The sequence below is a fragment of the Streptomyces sp. NBC_01478 genome, from assembly GCF_036227225.1.
Classification (GTDB): Bacteria; Actinomycetota; Actinomycetes; order Streptomycetales; family Streptomycetaceae; genus Streptomyces.
In genome coordinates this window covers 5263811-5287401 of the sequence record NZ_CP109444.1, presented here as the reverse complement: position 1 = coordinate 5287401, position 23591 = coordinate 5263811, and the positions used below count along the sequence as shown (strand labels likewise).

Genomic DNA, 23591 nt, shown 5'->3' with positions numbered 1-23591 from the left:
CTGCACCCTGACCCCGCCGGAGACGAACTACGCCTGCTGGAGCGGGAGTTGGGAAGAGCGAGATCGGCGGTGCCCAGGCCGATCCCGTCGGCGCTCGGCCCTCCTGCGACCGTGACGCCGTCAGCGCCGGGCGGATCGCCTCGACGAGGAGTGGGCCGCCCGGTACCGGCTGCCGCCCCCTGCCCTCTGATCGTCGGGTGCGGTGAACGAGAAGGAGTCCGAACCGTCCTCCTCGCCGTACTCCCCGCCCACTCCCCACGCCTGGTGCAGCGCCTCCGCGAACGCCTCCGTGATCTTGTGCTCGCCGGACGCGTTCGGGTGGGTGCCGTCGTACGTGTCGTGGGTGACGTCGTACGCCTCGGGGAGGGAGGCCAGGAGGAGCGGGGAGCGAGGGCTGTCGAGGTCGGCCACGGCCTTCGCCTGGAGTTCGTTGAAGAGGGCGACCTCGTTGGCGAAGGGGGCGTCCGTCTGGGCGCGGACGTTCGGGATCACCGGCAGGAACACCATGCGGACGGACGGCTTCGCGGTGCGGGCCTCGGCCACGAAGGACCGCAGGTTGTCGGCGGTCTGCGTCGCGTTCGTGTAGAAGCCCAGGTCGATCAGGCCGAGGGAGACGAGGAGGACGTCCGCCCGGTGCGCGCGGACCGCCTCGCCGATCAGCGGGGCCATGTGCAGCCAGCCCTCGCCCCAGCCGGCGAGGTGGAAGTGCGGGAAGTCGGGGTCGGCGTACTCGTACGAAGTGGGCGTGTCCGTCGCCTTGTCGTACAGCGTCTCGCGCGGGCCGACCACGGTGAACGGGCCGCCGTAGGTCGCGCGCAGGTGCTGCCACATCCGGTAACGCCAAGTGTGTTCGCCCGCGCTCCCGATCGTCATGGAGTCGCCTACGGGCATGAACCTGAGCATCCGCTCATGATGGACGATCAGCGGCCGATCACCGGAGCCGGGGGGATGTGAGGCCCACCACGCCCGGCCCGTCCACCACGCCCGGTCCGCGGGACGCCGTTACTCGGCCGGGGTGCGCAGGCCGGCCAGCAGCACCGCGTGGGCGCTCGCGCGCTGCCGGGGAGTCGCGGCCGAGTCGGCCATGCGCATGAACGCCACCACGTCCTCGACGGTGACGTCCCCGCGCAGTCGGCCGCTCCGCCGGGCCCGGTCGGCGACCGGGGTGATCAAGGAGGCGGTGAGGGCCCTCCCCCGCTCGGCCGCCTGCGGGCTCGTCCTGCACAGGGCGTCGAACAACCGCAGCCCCGTGTCGTCGAGCGCGCACCCGCGGGTGAACACCGTGCGGAAGGCCTCCCAGTCGTCGGCGACGGCGGCGGCTTTCTCCGCGACCTGGTACGCGCCGCGCGCCAGGTCCTCCAGCAGTTGGAGGACAAGGTCGTCCTTGGTCGCGAAGTGCCGGTAGAAGGTGGTCGCTCCCACTCCCGCGGTCCGGGCGATGGCCTCGATGCTCAGGTCGGGCCCCTGCTCGGCGAAGGCCAGGCCGGCCGCGTCGAGCAGCCGCCGCCGGTTGCGGACCTGGTCCTTGCGCGGTGCGCGCGGTGGCGTGGCGGTCAATCCGGGCTCCTGATCGGGACACCTGCCGAGGCGGCGGGAATTCGGTAGTGATGCTACCGCTTCGCCGTTTCGTCCGGGGGTGTTCGGTCGTTCGACCCCACCCGCGCCGCCCTCGCGCCGAGGGCCTGATCCGGTTGTTCCACTACCGTTTTATGGGTACGGTGAAACGGTAGCCGTACTACCGTTTCCCAGGAAGGTCCTTTCATGCGCGCGCTCATCCCGACCGGCAACCCGGAGACCCTCACCGAGCTGGGGGAAGTCGATCTCCCCGCCCCGCGACGCCACGAAGCGCTGATCCGGGTGACCGACGTCGCACTCAACCGGGCCGACTACCTGTACCTGAGCGCCCCTTCGACCACGTTCCGCCCCGGTATCGACGCGGCCGGGGTGGTCGCGAAGGCGGCGGCGGACGGCAGCGGACCCTCGGAGGGCAGCCGGGTGGCCCTCCATCTGCCCTCGGGAGGAGGCGCCGCCGAGTACGTCGCCGCCGCCGCGGACCGCCTCGCGGTCATCCCCGACAACGTGGACTCCGCCTCCGCGGCCGCGCTTCCCCTGGGCGGGCTCGTCGCCCGGCGGCTCCTCGCCCTCGCCGGCCCGCTGAAGGGGCGCAGGATCCTCGCCACGGGTGTGGGCGGCGGAGTCGGCCAGGTCCTCATCCAGCTCGCGGTCGCGGAAGGGGCCGAGATCACCGCCGTCGCCGAGCAGGGCCAGCCGACCGACCACATGGCGGCGCTGGGCGCCAGGATCGCCCTCGACATCGACGCCGTCGAGGACACCGCCTTCGATGTGGTCCTGGAGTCCGTGGGCGGCGACCTGGGGTCGAAGACGGCCCACAAGCTGCGCCCCGGCGGCGAGTTCCTCTGGTTCGGCCAGGCCAGCGGCAGCCCCATCACCCTGGACTTCTTCCGCCAGGTCCAGGGAGGCGCCTCGCTGACCCTGCGTCACTTCGTCTACGGCGACGGCGACGGGAGCCGTGACGCCCAGGACATGAACGCGCTGCTGGACCTGGCCTCGCGGGGGAAGCTCCGGGTCGAGATCGGCCGCCGCGACAACTGGGCCGGCGCGGACTCGCTGCTGAAGGAGATGGCGGCGGGCCGACTGCGGGGCAAGGCGGTGCTCGACGTCGGCTGAACCCCGCCGGCACGGACGCGACCGAACTCGGCACCGGGTCAACCCAGTTGACGTGGACCGCCCGCGTTCGTGACGGTGAGGGCACCACCGTTCGCCGGAAGGGCGGCCTGGGCGGCTGTCGGATCGCACAGGGGGCTCTGGACCGGCAGCCCTTCCCCGCCCGTCCCGGCCGTCGACCGCATCCGCGACGGAGACTGCGTCCGAGACGCCGGCCGCATCCGAGACGGCGACCGCATCCGAGACGCCGGGCGCACGCCTTCCACAGATGGCCGCGCCACTCCACTACAACCACCATCGCTGCCGCACCGCCGGGGATGGCAGGCTGGGGGGCATGCGTCGCTTCCTCGCGTTCCTCGGCGCCGGCTTTCTCGTCGGCGCGCTCGCCCTGCCCGCAGCCGCAGCACCCTCGGACGACGGTGACGGCAAGGGCGACAAGGGGTTCACGATCACCGACTCCCGGATCACCGAGTCCAGCGGGCTCGCCGCCTCGCACCTCCACCCCGGCATCTACTGGACGCACAACGACAGCAACGACGGCCCGTACATCTACGCCGTCGACAGCGCCACCGGCAAGACGGTCGCCACGGTCACGTTCAGCGGGGTCGGCAAGCCGCGTGACGTGGAGGCGATCTCCATCGGGCCGGACAACGAGATCTACATCGGCGACATCGGCGACAACCTCGACGGGACCTGGCCGTACGTCTGGATCTACAAGCTGCCCGAGCCGAAGGTGCTCAAGGACCAGACGATCCGGGCGGCGCAGTACGTCGTGAAGTACTCGGACGGGGCGCGCAACGCCGAGTCGCTGATCGTGCACCCCAAGACCGGGCGCGTGTACATCATCGACAAGAAGGAGGACGGCGGCCACCTCTTCGAGGGCCCGGCGAAGCTCTCCACCTCCGGCACCAACTACTTCAAGCCCATCGCCTCCGTCGACCTCTGGGCCACCGACGCCGCCTTCTCGCCCAACGGCCAACAGCTCGCCGTACGCGGCTACTTCGGCGGTGTCTCCTACGACTGGAACGGCGGGAAGATCAAGCGCGAGGGGCGCCTCGACGTGCCGTTGCAGGGGCAGGGGGAGTCGGTCAGCTACTCCGCCGACGGGACCAAGCTGATGTACGGCAGTGAGGGCACCGACAGCCCGGTGGAGGCGGAGGATGCGCCGGAGGGGGCCACGTCCGCGTCCAAGTCGCCTTCGGAGGGCGGGAGTTCCGCGAGCGGTGGCGACGGCGGGAGCGGCTCGGGGAACAATGTGAAGATCGGCGCCGTGGCCGTCGTGGTCGTCGGCGGGGCGTTGTTCGGGCTGCGGCGCCTCACGCGTCGTAGCTGAAGTCTCAGGTGAACTCGCCTGCCCCGCCCCGCTGTTGGACCACGACCTCCAGCCCGTCCAGGATGCGTCCGAGCCCGAATTCGAAGTGGTCGAAGCCGGCGGTGAAGGTGTCGGCGGACAGTGACGCGAGGGTCGGGTACGCGCCGGTCGCCATGGCCTTCTCCAGCGCCGGGACCTGGGCGCCGTAGAACTCCGCGTCGGTCAGGCCCGTGCTGCGGGCCGCCTCCTCCTGGTGGACCTGGGTGCGGGCGGCGCCGACGACATAGCCGTCGATCATGACGACCGTCGAGACGAGTTCCGGGTCGGTCAGGCCCATCGGGCGGATGCGGGCGAGCAGGCGCTCCAGGGTCGCGAGGGCGCGCGGGCCGAGCAGCGGGCGGGACTGGTTGACGCGCAGCAGCCAGGGGTGGCGGCGGTGGACGGCGAGGGCGTCGCGGGCGGCGGTCTCCAGGGCGGCGCGCCAACTGCCGCTGTTCTCAACCTCATTGGGGTGGTCCGGGAAGCGGACGCGGTCCAGCATGAGGTCGAGGAGTTCGGCCTTTCCCGGGACGTACCGGTACAACGACATCGCGCCTGTGCCCAGTTCGGTGGCCACGCGCCGCATGGAGACCGCGTCGAGCCCCTCCTCGTCCGCGATGCGGATGGCCGCGTCCACGATCCGGTCGACGCTCAGGCCCGGTTTCGGGCCGCGGCTCGGCCGGGGGCCGGTGTCCCACAGCAGTTCGAGGGTGCGATCGATGTCACCACTGCCGCTGGATTCCGTCGCGTTGGCGGGCCTGCTCGTCATGCGGGGGAGTCTAGGCGGCGGGGTGAAAACCGAGTACGCCGTACGCGCAATCGGATACGGTGCACGCAGTTCGCATTGTTTGGAACGCTCGGTACGGGAGGGAGGGAAGGGCATGTCCGGTGGCGACCAGTACGTCGTGGAGGCCGAAGGGCTGGAGAAGCGCTACGGCGACAAGCGCGCCCTCGACGGCTTCGACCTGGCCGTCCGCGAGGGCACCGTGCACGGTCTGCTCGGCCCGAACGGCGCCGGCAAGACCACCGCCGTACGGATCCTCTCCACGCTCGTCCGGCTCGACGGCGGCCGGGCGACCGTCGCGGGGCTCGACGTGGCCCGCCAGCCCCGCCAGGTCCGCACCCGGATCGGACTCACCGGCCAGTACGCGGCGATCGACGAGATCCTCACCGGCCGGCAGAACCTGGAGATGTTCGGCCGCCTCTTCCATCTCGGCCGCAAGCGGGCCAAGTTGAGGGCGTCCCAGCTCCTGCGCCAGTTCGACCTGGAGGCCGCGGCGGACAAGGGCGCGGGCGGCTACAGCGGTGGCATGCGCCGCCGCCTGGACCTCGCTGCCTCGATGATCCTGGCCCCGGCCGTCCTCTTCCTCGACGAGCCGACCACCGGCCTCGACCCGCGCAGCCGGGGCGAAGTCTGGGAATCCGTACGGCAGTTGGTGGCCGACGGCACCACGGTCCTCCTCACCACCCAGTACCTGGAGGAGGCCGATCGGCTGGCCTCCCGCATCACCGTCATCGACCAGGGCCGGGCCATCGCCGACGACACCCTCGACGGCCTCAAGAACCGCGTGGGCGGCGACCGTGTGGAGGTCGTGGTCCGTGAGCCGGCCCATATCCCGTACGCGTTGCAGGCGGTCGCACGGGTCGCCAACGGCGGCCAAGCGGACGCCGACATGGGCGAGTTGAGAGTCCACGCACCGGTGGTCGACCGGGTGGGATCCCTGACCGAGGTCGCCCGCTACCTCCAGCACTACGGCATCCCGGTCGAGGACATCGGCCTGCGCCGCCCGAGCCTGGACGACGTGTTCCTACGGCTGACGGGCCGCCGTACGGAAGAAGAACCGGAACCGGAGCCGAAGTTGGACCCGGAACCGGAACCGGAGACCGAGGGGGCGGCGGCGTGACGACGGCATCCGAGGGCACGGGACGGACGTACCGCAGACGCCCCCAGCACGGCCGTGTCTTCTGGACGATCGCCGACTGCTGGAACGTCGTCCGGCGCGGCCTGACCCACTACCGGCGCCAACCGGTCAGCATCCTCTGGCAGTTGGGCTTCCCGATCCTGTCCGTGCTGCTGTACGGGTACGTCTTCGGCAAGGCGATGCGGGTGCCGGGCGGCGGCGACTACAAGGCGTTCCTGATGCCGGGGATGTTCGTGATGACGGTCGCCATGGGCTTCGTCTCGACGGCGACGATCTTCGTGAACGACGCGAAGAAGGGCGTCATCGACCGGTTCCGTTCCATGCCGATGGCGCCGTCGGCGGTGGTCGCGGGGCGTGGCGCGACCGATCTCATCGTCGCCTGCGCCGAGTTGGGCATCATGATGGCCACGGCGTACGGCATGGGCTGGCGCCCGGAGTTCGGCTCCGGCCCCTTCCCCGGCTCGGTCCTCGGCTTCGCGAAAGCGGTCGCCCTGCTCCTTGCCCTCCGCTTCGCGCTCATCTGGGTAGGAGTCTGGCTGGGCTTGCTGCTGCCGGGCCCCGAACAGGTGGGCGGCCTCTTCGCGATCGTCTTCCCGCTGACGATGATCTCCAGCATCTACGTCTCCCCCCAGCAGATGCCCCACTGGCTGGGCCAGGCCGCCCTCTGGAACCCGCTCTCGTCCACGGCGGGCGCCACGAGGGCGTTGTTCGGCGCACCGACGGGCCAGGGGACGTCCTGGCCGGAACAGCACGCGTTGCTGCTGGCGGGGGCGTGGCCGGCGGCGCTGGCGTTGGTGTTCCTGCCGTTGGCGGTGCGGAGGTTCCGCAGGCTCAGCCGATAGCCGTGGACGACTGTCGGCGTCCATTGCCTTGACGTGTCCACGTTACGTGGCTTCCATGGGAGGCGCAGGGTGGTGGGAGCGCTCCCACCGGTTCCGGGCCCGCGCCTCCCGAGAGGAAGCAGCGAGGTGTCCCTCATGTCTCCCATGTTCCGGTTCCGCGGGTTGAGAAGAACGCTGTGTGTGGTCGCCGCGGCGCTGTTGCTGCCACTGGCCGGCGTCCGCGCGGCACACGCGGCTGATACGGCGAGTGCGGCGAGTGCGGCGGACGCACCCGGCGCCGGCTACTGGCACACCAGTGGCCGCCAGATCCTGGACGCGGCCGGGCAGCCGGTCCGTATCGCCGGGATCAACTGGTTCGGCTTCGAGACCGCCAACTACGTTGTGCACGGCCTCTGGTCACGCGACTACAAGAGCATGATCGACCAGATGAAGTCGCTGGGTTACAACACCATCCGTCTCCCCTACAGCGACGACATCTTCAAGTCCGGCACGGTCCCCAACAGCATCGACTTCTCCAGCGGCAAGAACGCCGACCTCCAGGGCCTGAACTCGCTCCAGATCATGGACAAACTCGTCGCCTACGCCGGCCAGGACGGCCTGAAGGTCATCCTCGACCGGCACCGTCCGGACGCGTCGGCCCAGTCGGCGCTCTGGTACACGTCATCGGTACCGGAGTCGACGTGGATCGCCAACCTCCGCTCCCTGGCGACCCGTTACGCGGGCCAGTCCACGGTGATCGGCATCGACCTCCACAACGAGCCGCACGATCCGGCGTGTTGGGGCTGCGGCGACGTCGCGACGGACTGGCGTCTGGCGGCGGAACGTGCGGGCAACGCGGTGCTGTCGGTCAACCCCGACCTGCTGATCTTCGTCGAGGGCGTGCAGACGTATGCCGGCGTATCGGGCTGGTGGGGCGGCAACTTGATGGGCGCTGGCCAGTACCCGGTGGAGCTGAACGTCCCGAACCGGGTCGTGTACTCCGCCCACGACTACGCGACGAGCGTGGCCCAGCAGAGCTGGTTCAGCGATCCGTCCTTCCCGGCGAACATGCCCGGGGTGTGGGACAAGTACTGGGGCTACCTCTTCCGGCAGAACATCGCGCCGGTGTGGGTGGGCGAGTTCGGCACGACCTTGGCGTCGACGGTGGACCAGAAGTGGCTTGCGGCGCTGGTGAGTTACCTCCGCCCGACCTCGACGTACGGAGCGGATTCCTTCCAGTGGACCTTCTGGTCGTGGAACCCCAACTCCGGTGACACGGGCGGGATCCTGAAGGACGACTGGGTGACCGTGGACACGGTGAAGGACGGGTATCTGGCGAGCGTCAAGGCGGCGGGGTTTCCGAGCACGGGGACGGGGACGGGGGGCGGTGACGGCGGCGGGAGCACCGCGGCCTGCACAGCGTCCTACACCGTCACCAGCGACTGGGGCACCGGCTTCAACGCGGCCGTGACGGTGACGAACACGGGGGCGTCCGCGCTCAAGTCCTGGCAAGTCAAGTGGACTTGGACCGGCGCCCAGCAGATCACGAACATGTGGAACGCGACGTACACACAGAGCGGGGCGAGTGTGACCGCGGTGAACGCGGATCACAACGGGAGTGTGGGGGTGGGGGGTTCGGCGAGTTTCGGGTTCGGGGGTGCTCCGGGGGGTGGGGGTGTGCCGGGGGTGAGTTGTACGGCTGGGTGAGGGGGTGAGGGGGTGAGGGGACGGGGTTCGCGCAGGGGGCCGAGTCGGGCGACACGGCCGGCGCCGCGCGCCCCGTCCCTGACGGGACACAGGTAAATGTGTCGCGTCTCGTCGCGCGTGTCGGGACACTGCGTCGGTGACCGGTTCTGAGCTGCCTCAACTGCTTCGCCCTCGTGTCCTGCGGCCCGGAGATCCAGTCGTTGTCGCATCGCTGTCCGGACCGCTCCATGCCGCTTACGAACCCGACCTCGAGCAGGCGGTGGTCGTGCTCGAGCGGATGGGATTCCGCGTGCGTCGGGCACCGCTCCTCGAAGCGGGGCGGCACCGTTGGTGGAGCGCGGCGCGGCCGGCGGAGATCGCCGAGGAGTTCAACGGACTGCTTCGTGATCCCGAGGTGCGCGCGATCATCGCGCATGACGGCGGCCAGACGGTGCTCGGTTACCTGGATCTGATCGACGTCGAGGCGGTCATCGCCGATCCCAAGCCGATCCTCGGCTTCAGCGACATCTCGCTGTTGCATCTGGTGCTCTACGCGCGCACGGGTCTGGTCGGCTTCCATACCGACGTGGCCACCCCCGGACTCGGCGGGCACTGGCAGGCCGCGCCCGCGGCGCGCCAAGCGGAACTCGAGAAGCTCTACTCGACGCTGCTGACCAGTACGGAGCCGATCGGTGCGCTGCCGGCCACCCCGTCGTGGGAGTGCTGGCGTGCCGGTCGCACCGAGGGCCGGCTGATCGGCGGGGTGATCAATCGCATCGTGCTGAATCAGGCGACGCCTTACGCGCTGCCGCTCGAATGGTTCGACGGCGCGGTGCTGTTCTGGGAGGAGGCAGGCGGCCATGCATCACATATCTGGAGCTATCTGCAGGTACTGCGGCACGCCGGCATCCTCGACCGGATCTCCGGCATGGTCGTGGGCATCGCGGACGGGATCGACGGACTCGACTCGCCCGACGCGTCCCCTACCCTGCGCGAGGTCGTCCTCGACGTCCTCGGAGACCGTGACATCCCGGTCCTGGGCAACGTCGAGTTCGGACACGCCGGTCCGAATCTGCCGATGCCGGTCGGCATCCGCGTTGCCCTCGACGCGCGGCAGCGGAGCCTGTCACTGCTCGAACCGGCGGTACGCCGCACGCGATGACGGGACCGGTCGGCCTGCTGCAGACGGTGGCAGGGTCGAGTTCCCCTTCGGGGTTGGTGCGGATCCGCTGGGAAGGGATCGAGCTCGGGGCTCGTGCTCGGACTGGTCATGCCTCCATGGGGGCACTGTCGGCCCGATCCGTCACCCCGGCGTCACTCGAGCTCACGTCGGCGCGCCGTTCCGGGGCCGGGTCGAACACCGCAGCGTCCCGCTTGGCCCCCACGCACAACCACACATAGACCAGGTCGAGCACGCTGCACATGACGCCGAGGCCGAGCAGGAACCCGTCGTGCTGAATGGCGCCGAAGAGGATCGTGGGCGCGAGTGTGCCGAGCCACTTGGCCACCGCGATCGTCACCGACTGCCCGCGCAGTCCGCGCCGCGCGACGAACATCGAGATGAACAGGGCGGACATCAGCAGGTTCTGGAGGAACGCCGAGTAGCCGGCCCCGTCCTCCGCGCCGAACTTCGCCAGGAACAGCCACTGCACGGCGAACGACATCCCGAACAGCAGCACGCTCAGGCCGGTGAACATCCGTGGCGTGACGAACGACGGGAACTCGGCGCGGCCGTACCGGAAGAACGTGTACACGATCACGGCGTCGGCGATGCCCCACACCAGGTTGATGCCGCCCTGCACCGACGGGTCGAAGGCCAGGTTGTGCACCGCGTACGTCCACTCCCACGCGAAGTTCAGGCCCAGCGCCACGGCGGGCATGGCGTAGGTGCGTTCGCGGAGCCCGACTCGGATCGCTTCGATGTACACGATCGTCCAGGCGATGCCGCTCGCGAGGATGAGGGTGATATGCATCTGCGTCTCCTGTCGCGGATCTTCGAGGGGTCGCGCGGACGCTAACAGACACGTTCGGGGATGCGGGCGATGACCGTCTTAAGGAAGTGTGACGGGCGGGAGTCGCCATACGTAGGGGTCGGGCGTCCGGACTTCTTGTGCAAGCTCCCTGTCGCTCAAGGGAGTTGGGCGCGTCAGCAGGCGGGTCGTCGCCTCACAAAGTCGCCGGAACATGAGTCTGAACCCCCTCCAGACCGAACCTCGCCCACACGCACTTCGCGTACGGCTCCTGTCGGCATCCCCAGTTGTCGGCCAGCGCGGCGACGAGCGCGAGGCCCCGTCCGCCTTCCTCGTCCGGGGTCGAGTCGTGAGGTCGGGGGAGTCTGTCCCGGTCCGGGTCTGAGACCTCAAGGATCAACTCCGCGGTGTTGAGGGCGAGTTCGACCTTGATCTGGGAGTAGGAGACCTGGCAGTGGGTCACGGCGTTGGTGACGAGTTCGTTTGCCAACAGGGTGACTGCGTCGGCCAGTTCATCGGTGATGCCCCAGTCCGCGAGGGTCTTGCGGACGCGTTGGCGGGCGGCGGGGACGTGGCTTCGATGTTTGGGGATGCGGAAGCTTTCGGACGCGGGCATGGGGGGACTCCGTCCTGACGTGGCGTCAAGGTGGGCTGCGCTGCGGCGCCTTCATGAAGCTAAGGGTGGATTCGAGACCTGCGCAATGTGAATCGACGAATATATTCGTGAGTGTCACTCGATCGAGTGATGAAGCCCTGAGGTTGACGCTCGGTGTGGCATCGTTGCCGCAGAAGAGGGGAGGGCCCATGCCCGCAGGTGGACGGCCGACGGTGCGCAGCAGGCGCTTGGGTACGGCACTCAGGCAGTACCGGCTGGCTGCCAAGTTCGACCAGCCGCAGGCCGCCGATGTGATCGCATCAAGTCAGGCCAGGATCAGCCGCGTTGAGAGTGGCCACGCCACCCCGCGCGTGATCGAAGTGCGGTTGCTGCTGGATGCGTACGGCGTCACGGACCCGGAAGTACGCGTCAAGCTGGAGGAGTTGGCCAAGAACTCGAAGAACCGGGGCTGGTGGCTTGAGCATGCCGCACACCTGCGGCCGGATTACGTCGACCACATCGCGTTGGAGGATGACGCGACCTACATCCGCGAGTGGCAGCCGGTCACGGTTCCGGGACTCCTGCAAACTCCGGCCTACGCGGAGTCGGTTATCGCAGGCGGTCCCCACTACCTGGAACCGGAGCGGGTCGACCAGCTGGTGAAGGTACGGATGGGTCGGCAGGCGAAGATCGACGAGGGCGGGGCGTCGTACACGGTCATTCTCTGGGAGGGTGTCGTCGTGCACCCGTTGGTGAGCGTCGAGATTCACCAGGAGCAGTTGTCCGCGATCCTTGAGACCGGAAAGCGGAAGAACGTCACCGTGCAGGTGCTGCCGTTCAGCGCGGGAGTCCTGGCCGGTTACTCCTCCGCCTTCTACTCCTTCAGCTTCGACGAGGAGCCGACGGTCGAAGCCGTCGCCATGGACAACCTGCGAGGCACCTCGGTTCTTGAAGGGGCTGAGGATCTTGCCGCTTACGCCAATGCATACGACCTACTACGATCGTCAGCGTTGACACCGGACGCGAGCGCGAAGCTCATCCGGGGCGTACTGCGGAGCTTGAAGGAAGACACATCGTGACCAAGGTTGTAAGCCCCTTCTGGAAGTCCTCGTACTCCGGGCAGGAGAACGCCTGCGTCGAGGTCGCCGACACCGCAGCCCACGGCCGCGCCGTCCGCGACAGCAAGCAACCGGAAGACGGCCCTCTGTTCACTGTCTCCCGCGAGAGTTGGCACGGCTTCCTCCAGCAGTTCTGACCCCGCCGGAGTCGGCTGGGCAGCGGGCCACGTGTCCGTCGGCTCTCGCGGGACTCACGGTGATGCGTCGGCGCCCCGCTGGCCGAGCTTTCGCAGCACCTCGGCGATGGTGGCCCGGTACGTCCGCAGCGCGCGCAGCCCGGCGGCGTAGCGGTCGCGGTGCCGTGTGATGTCCACGGCCTGCTGTTGCGCCCGTACGGAGTGCCAGAGTTCGGCCGTGTGGTGGCGGCGCTTGCAGGTGACGTCCGCGGCGGCGGTGGCCCGTTCGCGCTGCGTATGCCGGGTGTTGCCGTCGCTGCCCCGCTGCCAGGCGGTGTCCGTGTACGCCGCGACGGGGTCGGGGTAGCGCGTGAACCCTTGTGCTGCCACACAGCGGGACCACACGTCCCACGCCGCGCGGAGGCGCGGGTCGCGCTTGACCGCCTTGTCGACCTCGATCGCCCGTGTACCTGCGTAGAGCCAGTCCCGTTTGAGGTCGATGCCGCGCAGCAGCCGCTGGTTCGCCTCGGCGTTGCAGGCGGGGAGGTCCGCGTACTCGGCGCTGGTCATCCGGCGGCCCTTCGGTTCGATGACCAGAGGCTTTGCCGGGTCCCAGCCGTAGCCCCAGCGGCGGGCGGCGGCGAGATCCAGGGCGCCGTAGTCGGTGCCGACCGCGGTGACGACGACGGGGTCGCTGGGGTAGCGGGGGTCGAGCGGGAAGTCCGGGTGGCCGCGCTCCGCCATGCACTGCCGGACCAGCAACGCCGATGCCCGCTGCGATCGTTGGTGGTCCTGCGGCGTGTAGCCGTAGCGGTCGGCCGGGAGGGGGCCGAGGTCCGACGCCGTGCGGATGATCTCCGGGCGTTCTGGACCGGAGGCGCAGACCGCCGCCAGCACTGCCACGGCACCCAGCAGCCACCCCCGCTTCGTCATGCTCAGGACACTAGCGGACAGCGTCTGGCGGTCGTCCGTGGCCCCCGGCAACTCATCCACGCAGGCCAAGACTCCAAGCGGCAGAAAGCTCGTTCAGGCGACACCTGTCGAGCAGCGCTCCGGACCGACGTACCGCGGTCCTGCGGGAAACGCCACACTCCTTCGCGGGACTCCCACTCCACCCGAGCCACGTTTCAGCAGGTCGGCGAAATACGTCGGTTGACCACCGAGCGCCCCCGCGCACCGCCCAACTCCGAGGAGCCGACTGTCCGTTCTCAACGAACCCGGTCGACTCCGAGCGGCTGACCAGGACGGACCAACTTCGTCGAGCCGCAGACTCCACAGCCCAAAGGGCGCCCGCGGTTGATCCGCAGGGCGCCCTCCGTCGTCGTAGAACCGTGTGACCGTGCGGCGACTACAGCTTCTCGATGACGTAGTCGATGCACTTCGTCAGCGCCTCGACGTCCGCCGGGTCGATCGCCGGGAACATCGCCACGCGGAGCTGGTTGCGGCCGAGCTTGCGGTAGGGCTCGGTGTCGACGATGCCGTTGGCGCGCAGGACCTTGGCGACGGCCGCCGCGTCGATCTCGTCGGCGAAGTCGATCGTGCCGATGACCTGTGAGCGCTTGGTGGGGTCGGACACGAACGGGGTCGCGTACTTCGACTCCTCCGCCCAGCCGTACAGCCGGCTCGACGAGTCCTTCGTGCGGGCCGTCGACCACGCCAGGCCGCCCTGGCCGTTGATCCACTCCAACTGCTCGTTGAGGAGGAACAGGGTGGACAGCGCCGGGGTGTTGTACGTCTGGTTCTTGCGGGAGTTGTCGATCGCCGTGGGGAGCGAGAAGAACTCGGGCACGTGGCGGCCGGACGCGTGGATACGCTCCGCGCGCTCGATCGCGGCCGGGGAGAAGACGCCGATCCACAGGCCGCCGTCGGAGGCGAAGGACTTCTGCGGGGCGAAGTAGTAGACGTCCGTCTCGGCGATGTCGACCGGGAGGCCGCCCGCGCCCGACGTGGCGTCGACGAGGACCAGCGCGCCTTCGTCGGCGCCCGCCACGCGCTTGATGGGAGCGGCCACGCCCGTCGACGTCTCGTTGTGCGTGAACGCGTACACGTCCACGCCCGCCTCGGCGGCCGGCTCCGGGTGCGTGCCGGGGTCGGAGGAGATGACGGTCGGCTCGGCCAGCCACGGCGCCAGCTTGGCCGCCTTGGCGAACTTCGAGCTGAACTCGCCGAAGGTCAGGTGCTGCGACTTGTTCTCGATGAGCCCGTGGGTCGCGACGTCCCAGAAGGCCGTCGAACCGCCGTTGCCGAGGACGACCTCGTAGCCCTCGGGGAGCGAGAACAGCGCGGAGACGCCCTCGCGCACCTTGCCGACCAGGTTCTTGACCGGGGCCTGGCGGTGGGACGTGCCCAGCAGAGACGTACCGGTGGCGGCCAGCGCGTCGAGCGCTTCCGTCCGCACCTTGGAGGGGCCAGCGCCGAACCGTCCGTCGGCGGGCTTGATGTCAGCGGGAATCTCGATATCAGCCACGAGCCGGAGCGTATCGCCTCGGTGAAACCGGACGGAAACGCGTCCGTTCGATGAGACGGCCACTCCGGCCCGTGGACAAGTGGATCAGTCGCCCGGTGTCAGCCGCACCGGCAGCTCGAAGATGTCGTTCTGCGTCACCACCGGCTTGTTGCGGAGTTCGGACGCCGGGACCGCCAGGTCCAGGGCGGGGAAACGCTCGTAGAGGGCGGGCAGCGCCACCCCCGCCTCCAGGCGGGACAGCGCCGCGCCGGGGCAGACGTGCGGGCCGTGGCCGAAGGAGATGTGGCGGTTCTCGCTGGTGCGGGTGATGTCGAAGTCGCCGGCCGTCGGGCCGTGGGCCTCCTCGTCGCGGCCGATCGCGGCGTACGACACGATCAGCGCGTCCCCGGCCGGGAGGATCTTGTCGCCGACCGGGACGTCCTCCGTGGCGAAGCGGATCAGGACGTGCGAGGTGGGCGTCGAGTGGCGCAGGGTCTCCTCGACCACCGAGGACCAGTCGGCCTCGCCGGCCAGCACCAGGGCGCGCTGGACGGGGTGCGTCGAGAGGTTGACGACCGCGTTGACGATCAGCGAGATCGTCGTCTCGTGGCCCGCCGCCACCATCAACTGGAGCGTGGAGACGATCTCCTCGTCGGTGAGGTGGTCGCCGTTCTCGGAGGCCGCGAGCAGCGCCGACGTCAGGTCGTCGCCCGGGTCCGCGCGCTTCGCCGCGACCGTCTGCGCCATGATGCCCGCGAGCTCCGTCAGCGTCGCGATGACCTCGGCCGGCGGGGTCTGCGTCGAGAAGAACTTCTCGAACAGCTCCTTCAGGCGCGGGAGTTGGGACTCCGCGATGCCCATGAGGTCGGCGATCACGTACATGGGGAGCGGGTACGCGAACTCCGCCTTCAGGTCCACGACTTCACCCTCGGCCGCCTCAACTCCGTTGAGAAGGCCCTCCGTCAGCTTCGCTATCCGCTCCCGCATCTGCTCCACCCGGCGCGGGGTGAGCGCCTGCGCGACCAGCGTCCGCATCCGGCGGTGGTCGGCGCCGTCCACGGTCAGCATCGAACGGCCCGGGTTCGCCAGCCCGATCAGCGGCCAGTCCGCGGGGATCTCACCGCGCCGCCACGCACCCCAGACCTCGATGTCCTTCACCAGCCGCGGATCCGTGAGCAACTGTTTCGCCTCGGCGTGCCGCGTCACCGCCCACACGGGCACGCCACCGGGCAGTTCCACGGCGGCCAGCGGACCGGCCGCACGAAGCCTGGCGCTCTCGCCGTCCAGGTCGCCGACGAACGGGTCCAGGACGATACGGGTCTCTTCGGTACCGGTGCTCATACGGGATCGCCTCCAGGGCAGGACAGGGCAGGGCGGGACAGGGCAGGACAGGGCTCATGGCCGACGGGCAAAGGTCGGAACCCGGAACTCAGAACTCGCAACTCGGAACTCAGAGCGCGGGGACCGGCGTGAAGCGGACCGGCAGCTCGGTCAGGCCCCGCAGCCACGGCGACGGCCGCCGCGTCAGGGACTCGGCCGGTACCGCCAGGTCGATGTCCGGCAGCCGGTCCAGTACGACCTCGATCCCGGTCCGCGCGATCACCTCGGCCACCTCCTGCGCCGGGAACGGACACCGGTGCTCCCCGTGCCCGAAGGAGAAGTGCGCGTTGTTGCCGCCGGTGAGCGCGGAGCCGTCGGTGCGGACCTGGGGGTCGGAGTTGGCGCCCTGGAGACCGAGCAGCAGCAGGTCGCCGGCGCGGATACGGCGGCCGCCGAGCTGCGTGTCGCGGGAGGCCCAGCGGCCGGCCACGTTCTGCGTCGGGGTGTCCTCCCACAGGACCTCGTTCATCGCCTCGGCGACACTGTTGCGGCCACCGAAGAGGGAGGCCGCGAACCGGTCGTCGGTCAGCATCAGCCGCAGCGAGTTGCCGATCCAGTCGGCGGTCGGCTGGTGGCCCGCCGCCATCATCACCATCAGGTCCTGGGCGATCTCGAAGTCGTCGAAGCCGGAGTGGTGCGTGAGCATCCGCGACACGACGTCGTCGGCCGGATCGTCCTTCCGGTCGGCCAGCAACCGCCCCATGGACGTGGCGAGATGGGTCTGCCCGGCGATCGCGCGTTCGCGTCCGTCGATCATGTCGTTGAGCGCGGTCACCAGACCGGGACCCTGCTCGTCCCGGAAGCCGTACAGCCGGGCCAGGACCCGTACCGGCAGCAGCATCGCGTAGTCGCCGACGATGTCCGTCTCGCCCTTGGCGCAGATCCCGTCGATCAGTTCGTCCGCGAACTTCTCGGTGTACGACCGCAGTTCGGACGGGTCCACGGCCTCCAGCGCGTCGCTGATCATGCCGACGCGCTCGCGGTGCCGCTCGCCGACCGTGTAGAGGATCGACGGCTGCTTACGGCCGATCATCGGCAGCAGCGGCCAGTCGTCGGGGATGCCGTCCCACTGGTTCCACAGGTCGGAGTCCCGGCTGAACAGCACCGGATCGCCGGTGACCTGGTGCAGCTCGCGGTAGCCGAGCACCAGCCAGGCCGGGACGTCGCCGTCGAGCACCACGGGGGTCACGGCGCCGTGCTCGCGCCTCATCTCCCGGTAGAGCTGCGCCGGTTCGGTCTGGAACCTGGGTCCACTCAGCGGTACGGGCGCGGTCACAGGGCCAACTCCTGGTGGGGGGCGGGGACTTGGAGGCGGGCGGGGCCCTGGCCGTCGTAACGGCCCTTGGTGTGCTGGTTCTTGACGTGCTCGACCAGGGTGATCAGGACCTGCTTCGCGGACGCGCGGGAGCGGGCGTCGCAGTCCAGGAGGGGGACGTGCGGGTCGAGGTCGAGGGCCTCGCGGATCTGCTGCGGGGCGTAGGCCGGGCCGCCGAAGTCGTTGCAGGCCACGATGAAGGGGGTGCCGTGGTGTTCGAGGCGGTCGATGGCGTACCAGGAGTCGTCGATCCGGCGGGTGTCGACGAGGACGACCGCGCCGAGCGTCCCGGAGAACAGCCGGTCCCAGAGGAACCAGAACCGTTCCTGGCCGGGGGCGCCGAACAGGTACAGCACATTGCGGGCGTCGAGCGTGATGCGGCCGAAGTCGAAGGCGACGGTGGTCGCGGACTTGCCGCGCACCTCGCTGATGTCGTCGACGGCCTCGCCGGCCTTCGTCATCGTCTCCTCGGTGTTGAGGGGACGTATCTCGCTGACCGAGCGGACCAGCGTGGTCTTGCCGACGCCGAAGCCGCCGACGACCACGATCTTCAGGCCGTTGTCGGCGGAGGCACCCAAGGGGATGCGCGCGTCAGAGGTTGCGGAGTCCAACGAGCACCTGTTCCAGGACGTCGGGATCGGACACGGCCTTGCGCGGATGCCGGGCACTGACCCGGCCGGCCGCGAGAAGGTCGGAGAGGAGGATCTTGGTGATGCTCACCGGGAGCCTCAGTTCGGCCGCCAACTCGACCACGGCCGTGGGGTGTTCGGTGAGCCGCAGGATCGCCGCGTGCTCCGACTGCATCCCGGTCACCGGATCGCACTCGGCGACCACGAGGGTCACCAGGTCGAACGGGCTGTCCGGTCCGGAGCGGGCGCGCCCGCCGGTGAGCGTGTAGAGGCGGTCGGGTGAGTCGTCCCTGCCGGGGCGGCTCATCACGTACGCGGTTCCGCGCGCAGGTGCTCGCCGAGCTGTTCGACCAGCTCGCTCATGTTGTGCCCGATCAGGCCCGCGTCCGCGTCCTCGGTGGTGACCAGGGCCAGGTGCGCGCCCTCACCCGCCTCGACGATGAACAGCACCCCGCCGTAGAACTCCGTCATCGCGGAGCGCACACCCCCGCTGCCGTCCCCGAACTCCACCGACGCGCCGTGCGACAGCGACTGGATCCCGGCGGCGATCGCGGCGAGCTGGTCGGCCTGGTCGACGGAGAGTTCGGGCGTCCGGCACAGCTTCAGGCCGTCGCGGGACAGCACGAGCGCGTGCCGTGCGCCCGGGGTGCGCTCCAGGAGGCCCTCGATGAGCCAGGTGAGCTTCTCGTCGGCGGTGGTCGTGCCGGTCATGAGGTGGGGTTGCCTTCCGAGTGGGAGAGGGAGGGGGTGGCTGGCTCCACCGGTTCCGGGCCGTCCGTGTCCGGCTCCGATTCCGGTGCGAGCAAGGCGTGTTCGGACATCGCACCGCGTACGGCCCGGCGGAAGCTGTTGAAGCGGGCGGTCCGCGCCAGGGTGTCGTCGGCCGAGGGCGCGGGGCGCGGCTCGGGCGCCGCGGACTCGGCACGCGCGCGGGAACGCTCGGCCTCCGCGAGGGCCTGGCCCCGGCGCCGCTTGGGCAGACCGTCGGGCAGCGTGCTCGGCACCGGCGGCGCGTTCAACACCGCTGCGCCCAGCACCGGTTCGGGCAGACCGCCGCGGTCCGCCGACTCGTGCGTGGGGACCGGATCCGGGTCCAGATCGCCGAGGGCGCGCCCGGCGGCGTAAGAGCTCCAGGGCTTTTCCACGGCGACGGGTTCGGGAGCCGCCTCAGGCTCCGGTACCGGGCTCGGCACGGTGGCCGGGGGCTCGGGGAGGGCGAGGGACTCCTGCGGGGTCGCCGGGGCGTCCTGGGGCACCAGGATGTCCTGCGGTACGAGCATCAGGACGCCCGTGCCGCCGCGCGCGGAGGGCCGGTACGACACCTTCAGCCCGTACTTGCGGGCCAGCCGGCCGACGACCGCGAGGCCCAGCCGGGTGCCGGTGAGGCCGCCGAGTTCGGTGGAGTCGCCGGACACCGCGCGTTCGGCGCGGCGCAGTTGGATGTCGCCCATGACCAGGCCGCTGTCCTCCACCGACAGGATGACGCCGGCGGGCACCTCTTCCACGTAGACATGCACCTCGGCGCTCGGCGGCGAGAAGTTCGCCGCGTTGTCGAGGAGTTCGGCGAGCGCGTGCATCACGCCCTCGGCCGCGTGCCCGGCGACGGCGGTGTCGCTCGCGGAGTGCACCCGCACGCGCTGATAGCCGCTGATCCGGCCCATCGCGCCGCGCAGGATCGACTCCATGGCGATCGGGCGCGCCCAGCGGCGGCCGGAGCGGGCGCCCGTGAGGACGGCGACGGAGTCGGCGATACGGCCCGCCTGCGCGGTGCGGTGGTCGAGGTGGAGCAGATCGGCGAGGACGTCCTCGTCGGAGTGCCGCTCCTCCATGGCGCGCAGGTCGGCGAGCATGCCGGTGGCCAACGCCTGCATCCGGCCCGCCGCGTTGGCGGTCGCGGAGAGCGCGGCGGCGCGCTCGTGGGAGTCCCGGCGGGCCCGCTCGGTCAACTGCTTGTTCTCGGCGGTCAGTCGGGCGCGCTCCAGGGAGCTCTCCTCGGTGAGGCGGCCGCGCTCCTCCGCGAAGGAGGTGGTGAGCCGCAGCCGCTCCTGGGAGAACTCGGAGGTCAACCGGGCGCGTTCCTGCGAGAGTTCGGCGGTCAACCGGGCCCGCTCGTGGGTCAGCTCCTCGGTCAACTGCACGCGCTCACGGTCGAAGTCCGTGCTCAGCCGGGCCCGTTCCTGCAGCAGCCGCCCCGCGTCCAGGGTGACGGCCTCGAGCCGGCGGCGGGTGATACGGGCCGTCTGGTACGCGTGCGCGGCGAGCGCGACGGCCGCGCACAGCAGCAGCGCGCCGGCGCCCGCACCGCAGGCGACCGCGAGGCGCTTCGCGTCGGGAGTCACATAGACCGCGCCGACGACCGCGAGCCCGGCCAGTACCGCGGTGAACAGGGGAGCGGGGGCGATCGTACGGAAGGTGGGCCGTTCGCCGGAAAGTATGGGGGCGGTCATGAAGGGGGTCCTCGGTCGGGTCCTCGGGCGTCTTTGGTCGTGGTCCTCAGTCGTCCTCGGTCGTGTCCTCGGGGGGTGCTCGTCGGGTTCGTGGGCGAGAAGCGACACCGGGTGCTCAACTGACGGTCACTATATGAGAGTTAGTGATCGAACTGGGGAGGTTCTGGATGCGTTTACAGAATCCCTTCATGCTGGGGGCATGGCGGATCTTGAAGCGGAGCTGACGAGGACCGTCCGGGGCGAGGTCGGCTTCGACGTCACGTCCCGGGCGCTGACGACGATGGACGCGTCCAACTACCGACGCGTCCCCCTCGGTGTCGTCGCGCCCCGTGACGCCGACGACGTGGCGGCCGTGCTCGCGGCCTGCCGGGCGCACGGGGTGCCGGTCGTGGCGCGCGGCGGCGGCACCTCGATCGCCGGCCAGGCGACGGGCACGGGCGTGGTCCTCGACTTCACCCGCCACATGAACGGCCTGCTGTCCCTGGACCCCGCCTCCCGCACGGCCGTCGTCCAGCCCGGCCTGGTCCTCGACCGCCTCCAACAGGCCGCCGCGCCCCACGGGTTGCGCTTCGGCCCCGACCCCTCGACCCACAGCCGCTGCACCCTCGGCGGCATGATCGGCAACAACTCCTGCGGCTCCCACTCGGTCGCCTGGGGCACCACGGCGGACAACGTGAGCGAGCTGTCGGTGCTCACCGCGAGGGGCGACCGCTTGACGTCGGGCCGCGACTGGGCGGGCGCCCCGGAAGGCCTACGCCCCCTCGTGGAGGCCGAGTTGGCCCGCCTGCGCACCGGCTTCCCGGACCTCCCCCGCCGTATCTCGGGCTACGCCCTGGACGCCCTCCTCCCCGAGCACGGCGCGGACGTCGCCCGCTCCTTCTGCGGCAGCGAGGGCACCCTGGGCATCCTCACGGAGGCGGTCGTACGACTCGTCGAGGCACCCCGCGCGCGTGCCCTCGCCGTGCTGGCCTACGCCGACGAGGGCGCGGCGGCGGAGGAGGCGGCGGGCCTGCTTGCCTTCGCGCCGCTCACCGTCGAGGGGATGGCCGCCGACCTGGTCCGTTCCACCGCCGACCTTCCCCGGGGCGGCGCCTGGCTGTTCGTGGAGACCGGCGGCGACACGGCGGCGGAGGCACGCGCGCGTGCGGAGACGATCGTCCGCGCGGCCGACGTCCTCGACTCCCTGGTGGTGACGGACCCTTCGGGCCAACGCGCCCTGTGGCGCATCCGCGAGGACGCGAGCGGTACGGCGACGAGAATGCCCGACGGCTCGGAGGCGTGGCCGGGCTGGGAGGACTGCGCGGTACCGCCGGCTCGACTGGGCGCGTATCTAAGGGACTTCAGGGGACTGCTGGGGTCGTACGGCCTCCGGGGCACGCCGTACGGCCACTTCGGGGACGGCTGCATCCACGTCCGCATCGACTTCGACCTGCTGACGGAACCGGGCATCGGCCGATTCCGCCGTTTCTCGGAGGACCTGGCCGAACTGGTGGTGGCCCACGGCGGCTCGCTCTCCGGCGAACACGGGGACGGCCAGGCCCGCGCGGAGTTGTTGCCGAAGATGTACGGCGCCGAGATGGTGACCCTCTTCGAGCGCGCGAAGGGCGTGTGGGACCCGGACGACCTCCTCAACCCCGGGATGCTGGTGCGGCCCGCCCCGCTCGACACGAACCTCCGCTTCTCCGTCCTGCCCCGCGAGCCGGTGGACGTCGTGTTCGGCTACCCGTCCGACGGCGGCGACTTCTCGGCGGCGGTACGGCGGTGCGTAGGGGTGGCCAAGTGCCGTACGACGGAGGTGTCCGGGCCGTCGGTGATGTGCCCGTCGTTCCGCGCGACGGGCGAGGAGCAGCACTCCACACGCGGGCGCGCCCGACTCCTGCACGAGATGCTCGCGGGCGAACTGGTCACCGACGGCTGGCGGTCGACGGAGGTCCGGGACGCGCTGGACCTGTGCCTGTCGTGCAAGGGCTGCCGTACGGACTGCCCGGTCGGGGTCGACATGGCCACGTACAAGGCGGAGTTCCTGCACCACCACTACGAGGGCCGCCGCCGCCCCGCGTCCCACTACGCGATGGGCCGGCTGCCGCGCTGGCTCCGCCTGGTGGACCGCACGCGCACGGCCCGGCTGGTCAACTCCCTCGCTTCCGTACGGCCGTTGGCGGCGCTGGCGAAGCGGCTGGGCGGGATCGCGGGGGAGCGGGGGATCCCGCGGGTGGCGGGGGTGACGTTCACGCGTGCGTGGCGGCGGGAGGTCCTGGCGGAGTCACGGCGGAATACGCAGGACGGAGTGGAGTACGTGGAGACGCCCACCCGGGGACGTGTCCACCTGTGGCCGGACACCTTCACGGAGCACCTCTCACCGTCCGTCGGTCACGCGGCCGTTCGGGTACTGGAGGCGGCGGGACTGGGTGTGCTCCCCGTCCTGCCGGTGATGGCGGGGAAGCCCGTCTGTTGTGGACTGACGTATGTGTCGACGGGCCAACTGGACCGCGCCCGCGAGGTGATGCGCACCACCCTGGACGGAATGGGCGTACTGGTGGACGACGAGGGCGCCCCGCCCGTGGTGGTCCTGGAACCGAGCTGCGCGGCGGCCCTCCGCACGGACCTCCCCGAGCTGCTGCCCGACGACCCCCGTGCGGCCCGTCTCGCCGCCATGGTCCTCACCTTCGCCGAGGCCCTGGAGCGCCACGCGGCCCCCGACTGGACCCCGCCCCGCATCGACCGCCCGACGGTGGGCCAGACCCACTGCCACCAGCACGCGGTACTGGGCGACGCCCCCGACCGCCGCCTCCGCACGGCAGCGGGCCTGACCGGCGAACTCTCCGGCGGCTGCTGCGGGTTGGCGGGCAACTTCGGCTTCGAGAAGGGCCACTACGAAGTCTCCACTGCCTGCGCGGAGGAACAACTGCTCCCTTCCGTACGGGAGGCGCCGCAGGACACGGTGATCCTGGCGGACGGCTTCTCGTGCCGTACACAGTTGGAACAGTTGGCGGGGGTACGGGCACGTCATCTGGCAGAGGTACTGGCGGAGGCGCTGGAGGAGTTGGGCCCCCGGGACGGCCGAGGGTGACTCCTCGGGGCCCTCGTTTGAGGGCGGAAGCACAGGTTCG

The 23591-nt window shown here is 70.4% G+C and carries 22 protein-coding genes; 9 read left to right on the top strand and 13 right to left on the bottom strand.

The annotated features are described in order from the left end of the window. Positions 1-120 precede the first annotated feature (120 nt). A complete protein-coding gene (locus tag OG223_RS23630; protein WP_329252041.1) occupies positions 121-903 on the bottom strand; it encodes an SGNH/GDSL hydrolase family protein in 783 nt (260 codons plus the stop codon). Positions 904-1002: 99 nt separating this feature from the next. Then, complete coding sequence (locus OG223_RS23625; protein WP_329252038.1) at positions 1003-1557, bottom strand: TetR/AcrR family transcriptional regulator; 555 nt, start codon at positions 1555-1557, stop codon at positions 1003-1005. Between the two features lie 204 nt (positions 1558-1761). Here OG223_RS23625 and OG223_RS23620 point away from each other — a divergent pair, with 204 nt between their 5' ends. After that, complete coding sequence (locus OG223_RS23620; RefSeq protein WP_329252035.1) at positions 1762-2688, top strand: zinc-binding dehydrogenase; 927 nt, start codon at positions 1762-1764, stop codon at positions 2686-2688. 331 nt (positions 2689-3019) lie between these two features. Continuing rightward, complete coding sequence (locus OG223_RS23615; RefSeq protein WP_329252032.1) at positions 3020-4018, top strand: WD40 repeat domain-containing protein; 999 nt, start codon at positions 3020-3022, stop codon at positions 4016-4018. Between the two features lie 4 nt (positions 4019-4022). On the opposite strand, the gene OG223_RS23610 is transcribed toward OG223_RS23615, so the two are convergent. Then, entirely contained in the window at positions 4023-4805 is a 783-nt protein-coding gene (locus tag OG223_RS23610) for a TetR/AcrR family transcriptional regulator (protein WP_329252029.1), read from the bottom strand. 112 nt (positions 4806-4917) lie between these two features. Between OG223_RS23610 and OG223_RS23605 the strand changes: the two genes are divergently transcribed. The 4 genes from OG223_RS23605 (at position 4918) to OG223_RS23590 (ending at position 9627) form a co-directional block, all read left to right on the top strand. Continuing rightward, positions 4918-5940: an ATP-binding cassette domain-containing protein gene (locus OG223_RS23605; protein ID WP_329252026.1), complete on the top strand. Its 1023-nt coding sequence runs from the start codon at positions 4918-4920 to the stop codon at positions 5938-5940. Continuing rightward, the gene (locus OG223_RS23600; RefSeq protein WP_329252024.1) at positions 5937-6800 is read left to right on the top strand and encodes an ABC transporter permease; all 864 of its coding nucleotides are present in this window, start codon (positions 5937-5939) and stop codon (positions 6798-6800) included. The genes OG223_RS23605 and OG223_RS23600 overlap by 4 nt, the downstream gene beginning before the upstream one ends. Before the next feature lie 144 nt (positions 6801-6944). Then, entirely contained in the window at positions 6945-8486 is a 1542-nt protein-coding gene (locus tag OG223_RS23595; RefSeq protein WP_329265436.1) for a cellulase family glycosylhydrolase, read from the top strand. A 136-nt stretch (positions 8487-8622) separates the two neighbouring features. After that, entirely contained in the window at positions 8623-9627 is a 1005-nt protein-coding gene (locus OG223_RS23590; RefSeq protein WP_329252020.1) for a S66 peptidase family protein, read from the top strand. Positions 9628-9733: 106 nt separating this feature from the next. On the opposite strand, the gene OG223_RS23585 is transcribed toward OG223_RS23590, so the two are convergent. Further along, positions 9734-10438: a transmembrane-type terpene cyclase gene (locus OG223_RS23585; RefSeq protein WP_329252018.1), complete on the bottom strand. Its 705-nt coding sequence runs from the start codon at positions 10436-10438 to the stop codon at positions 9734-9736. Between the two features lie 193 nt (positions 10439-10631). Then, positions 10632-11051, bottom strand: coding sequence for an ATP-binding protein (locus OG223_RS23580; protein WP_329252015.1), 420 nt, complete (start codon positions 11049-11051; stop codon positions 10632-10634). Between the two features lie 188 nt (positions 11052-11239). On the opposite strand from OG223_RS23580, the gene OG223_RS23575 reads away from it, so the two are divergent. Then, the gene (locus OG223_RS23575) at positions 11240-12109 is read left to right on the top strand and encodes a helix-turn-helix domain-containing protein (RefSeq protein WP_329252012.1); all 870 of its coding nucleotides are present in this window, start codon (positions 11240-11242) and stop codon (positions 12107-12109) included. Continuing rightward, positions 12106-12285, top strand: coding sequence for a DUF397 domain-containing protein (locus tag OG223_RS23570; protein WP_329252010.1), 180 nt, complete (start codon positions 12106-12108; stop codon positions 12283-12285). Before OG223_RS23575 ends, OG223_RS23570 begins: the two co-directional genes overlap by 4 nt. Before the next feature lie 54 nt (positions 12286-12339). On the opposite strand, the gene OG223_RS23565 is transcribed toward OG223_RS23570, so the two are convergent. The 8 genes from OG223_RS23565 to OG223_RS23530 all read right to left on the bottom strand — a co-directional run bounded on the left by OG223_RS23565 (position 12340) and on the right by OG223_RS23530 (position 20481). Beyond that, positions 12340-13197: a hypothetical protein gene (locus tag OG223_RS23565; RefSeq protein ID WP_329252007.1), complete on the bottom strand. Its 858-nt coding sequence runs from the start codon at positions 13195-13197 to the stop codon at positions 12340-12342. Positions 13198-13612: 415 nt separating this feature from the next. After that, positions 13613-14731 (bottom strand): phosphoserine transaminase, encoded by a 1119-nt coding sequence (gene serC / locus OG223_RS23560; protein WP_329252004.1) that lies wholly within the window; start codon positions 14729-14731, stop codon positions 13613-13615. Between the two features lie 84 nt (positions 14732-14815). After that, positions 14816-16051 carry a cytochrome P450 family protein gene (locus tag OG223_RS23555; protein WP_329252001.1) on the bottom strand — a complete coding sequence of 412 codons (1236 nt, stop codon included), beginning with the start codon at positions 16049-16051 and terminating at the stop codon, positions 14816-14818. A gap of 109 nt (positions 16052-16160) precedes the next feature. Further along, positions 16161-17366: a cytochrome P450 gene (locus OG223_RS23550; RefSeq protein ID WP_329251998.1), complete on the bottom strand. Its 1206-nt coding sequence runs from the start codon at positions 17364-17366 to the stop codon at positions 16161-16163. Beyond that, positions 17363-18016: a GTP-binding protein gene (locus tag OG223_RS23545; RefSeq protein ID WP_443073736.1), complete on the bottom strand. Its 654-nt coding sequence runs from the start codon at positions 18014-18016 to the stop codon at positions 17363-17365. Before OG223_RS23545 ends, OG223_RS23550 begins: the two co-directional genes overlap by 4 nt. Next, complete coding sequence (locus OG223_RS23540) at positions 17997-18341, bottom strand: DUF742 domain-containing protein (protein WP_329251995.1); 345 nt, start codon at positions 18339-18341, stop codon at positions 17997-17999. The genes OG223_RS23545 and OG223_RS23540 overlap by 20 nt, the downstream gene beginning before the upstream one ends. Further along, positions 18341-18745 carry a roadblock/LC7 domain-containing protein gene (locus OG223_RS23535; RefSeq protein ID WP_329251992.1) on the bottom strand — a complete coding sequence of 135 codons (405 nt, stop codon included), beginning with the start codon at positions 18743-18745 and terminating at the stop codon, positions 18341-18343. Before OG223_RS23535 ends, OG223_RS23540 begins: the two co-directional genes overlap by 1 nt. Then, positions 18742-20481, bottom strand: coding sequence for a sensor histidine kinase (locus OG223_RS23530; RefSeq protein WP_329251988.1), 1740 nt, complete (start codon positions 20479-20481; stop codon positions 18742-18744). The genes OG223_RS23535 and OG223_RS23530 overlap by 4 nt, the downstream gene beginning before the upstream one ends. A gap of 199 nt (positions 20482-20680) precedes the next feature. Here OG223_RS23530 and OG223_RS23525 point away from each other — a divergent pair, with 199 nt between their 5' ends. Continuing rightward, a complete protein-coding gene (locus tag OG223_RS23525) occupies positions 20681-23551 on the top strand; it encodes an FAD-binding and (Fe-S)-binding domain-containing protein (RefSeq protein ID WP_329251986.1) in 2871 nt (956 codons plus the stop codon). Positions 23552-23591 lie beyond the last annotated feature (40 nt).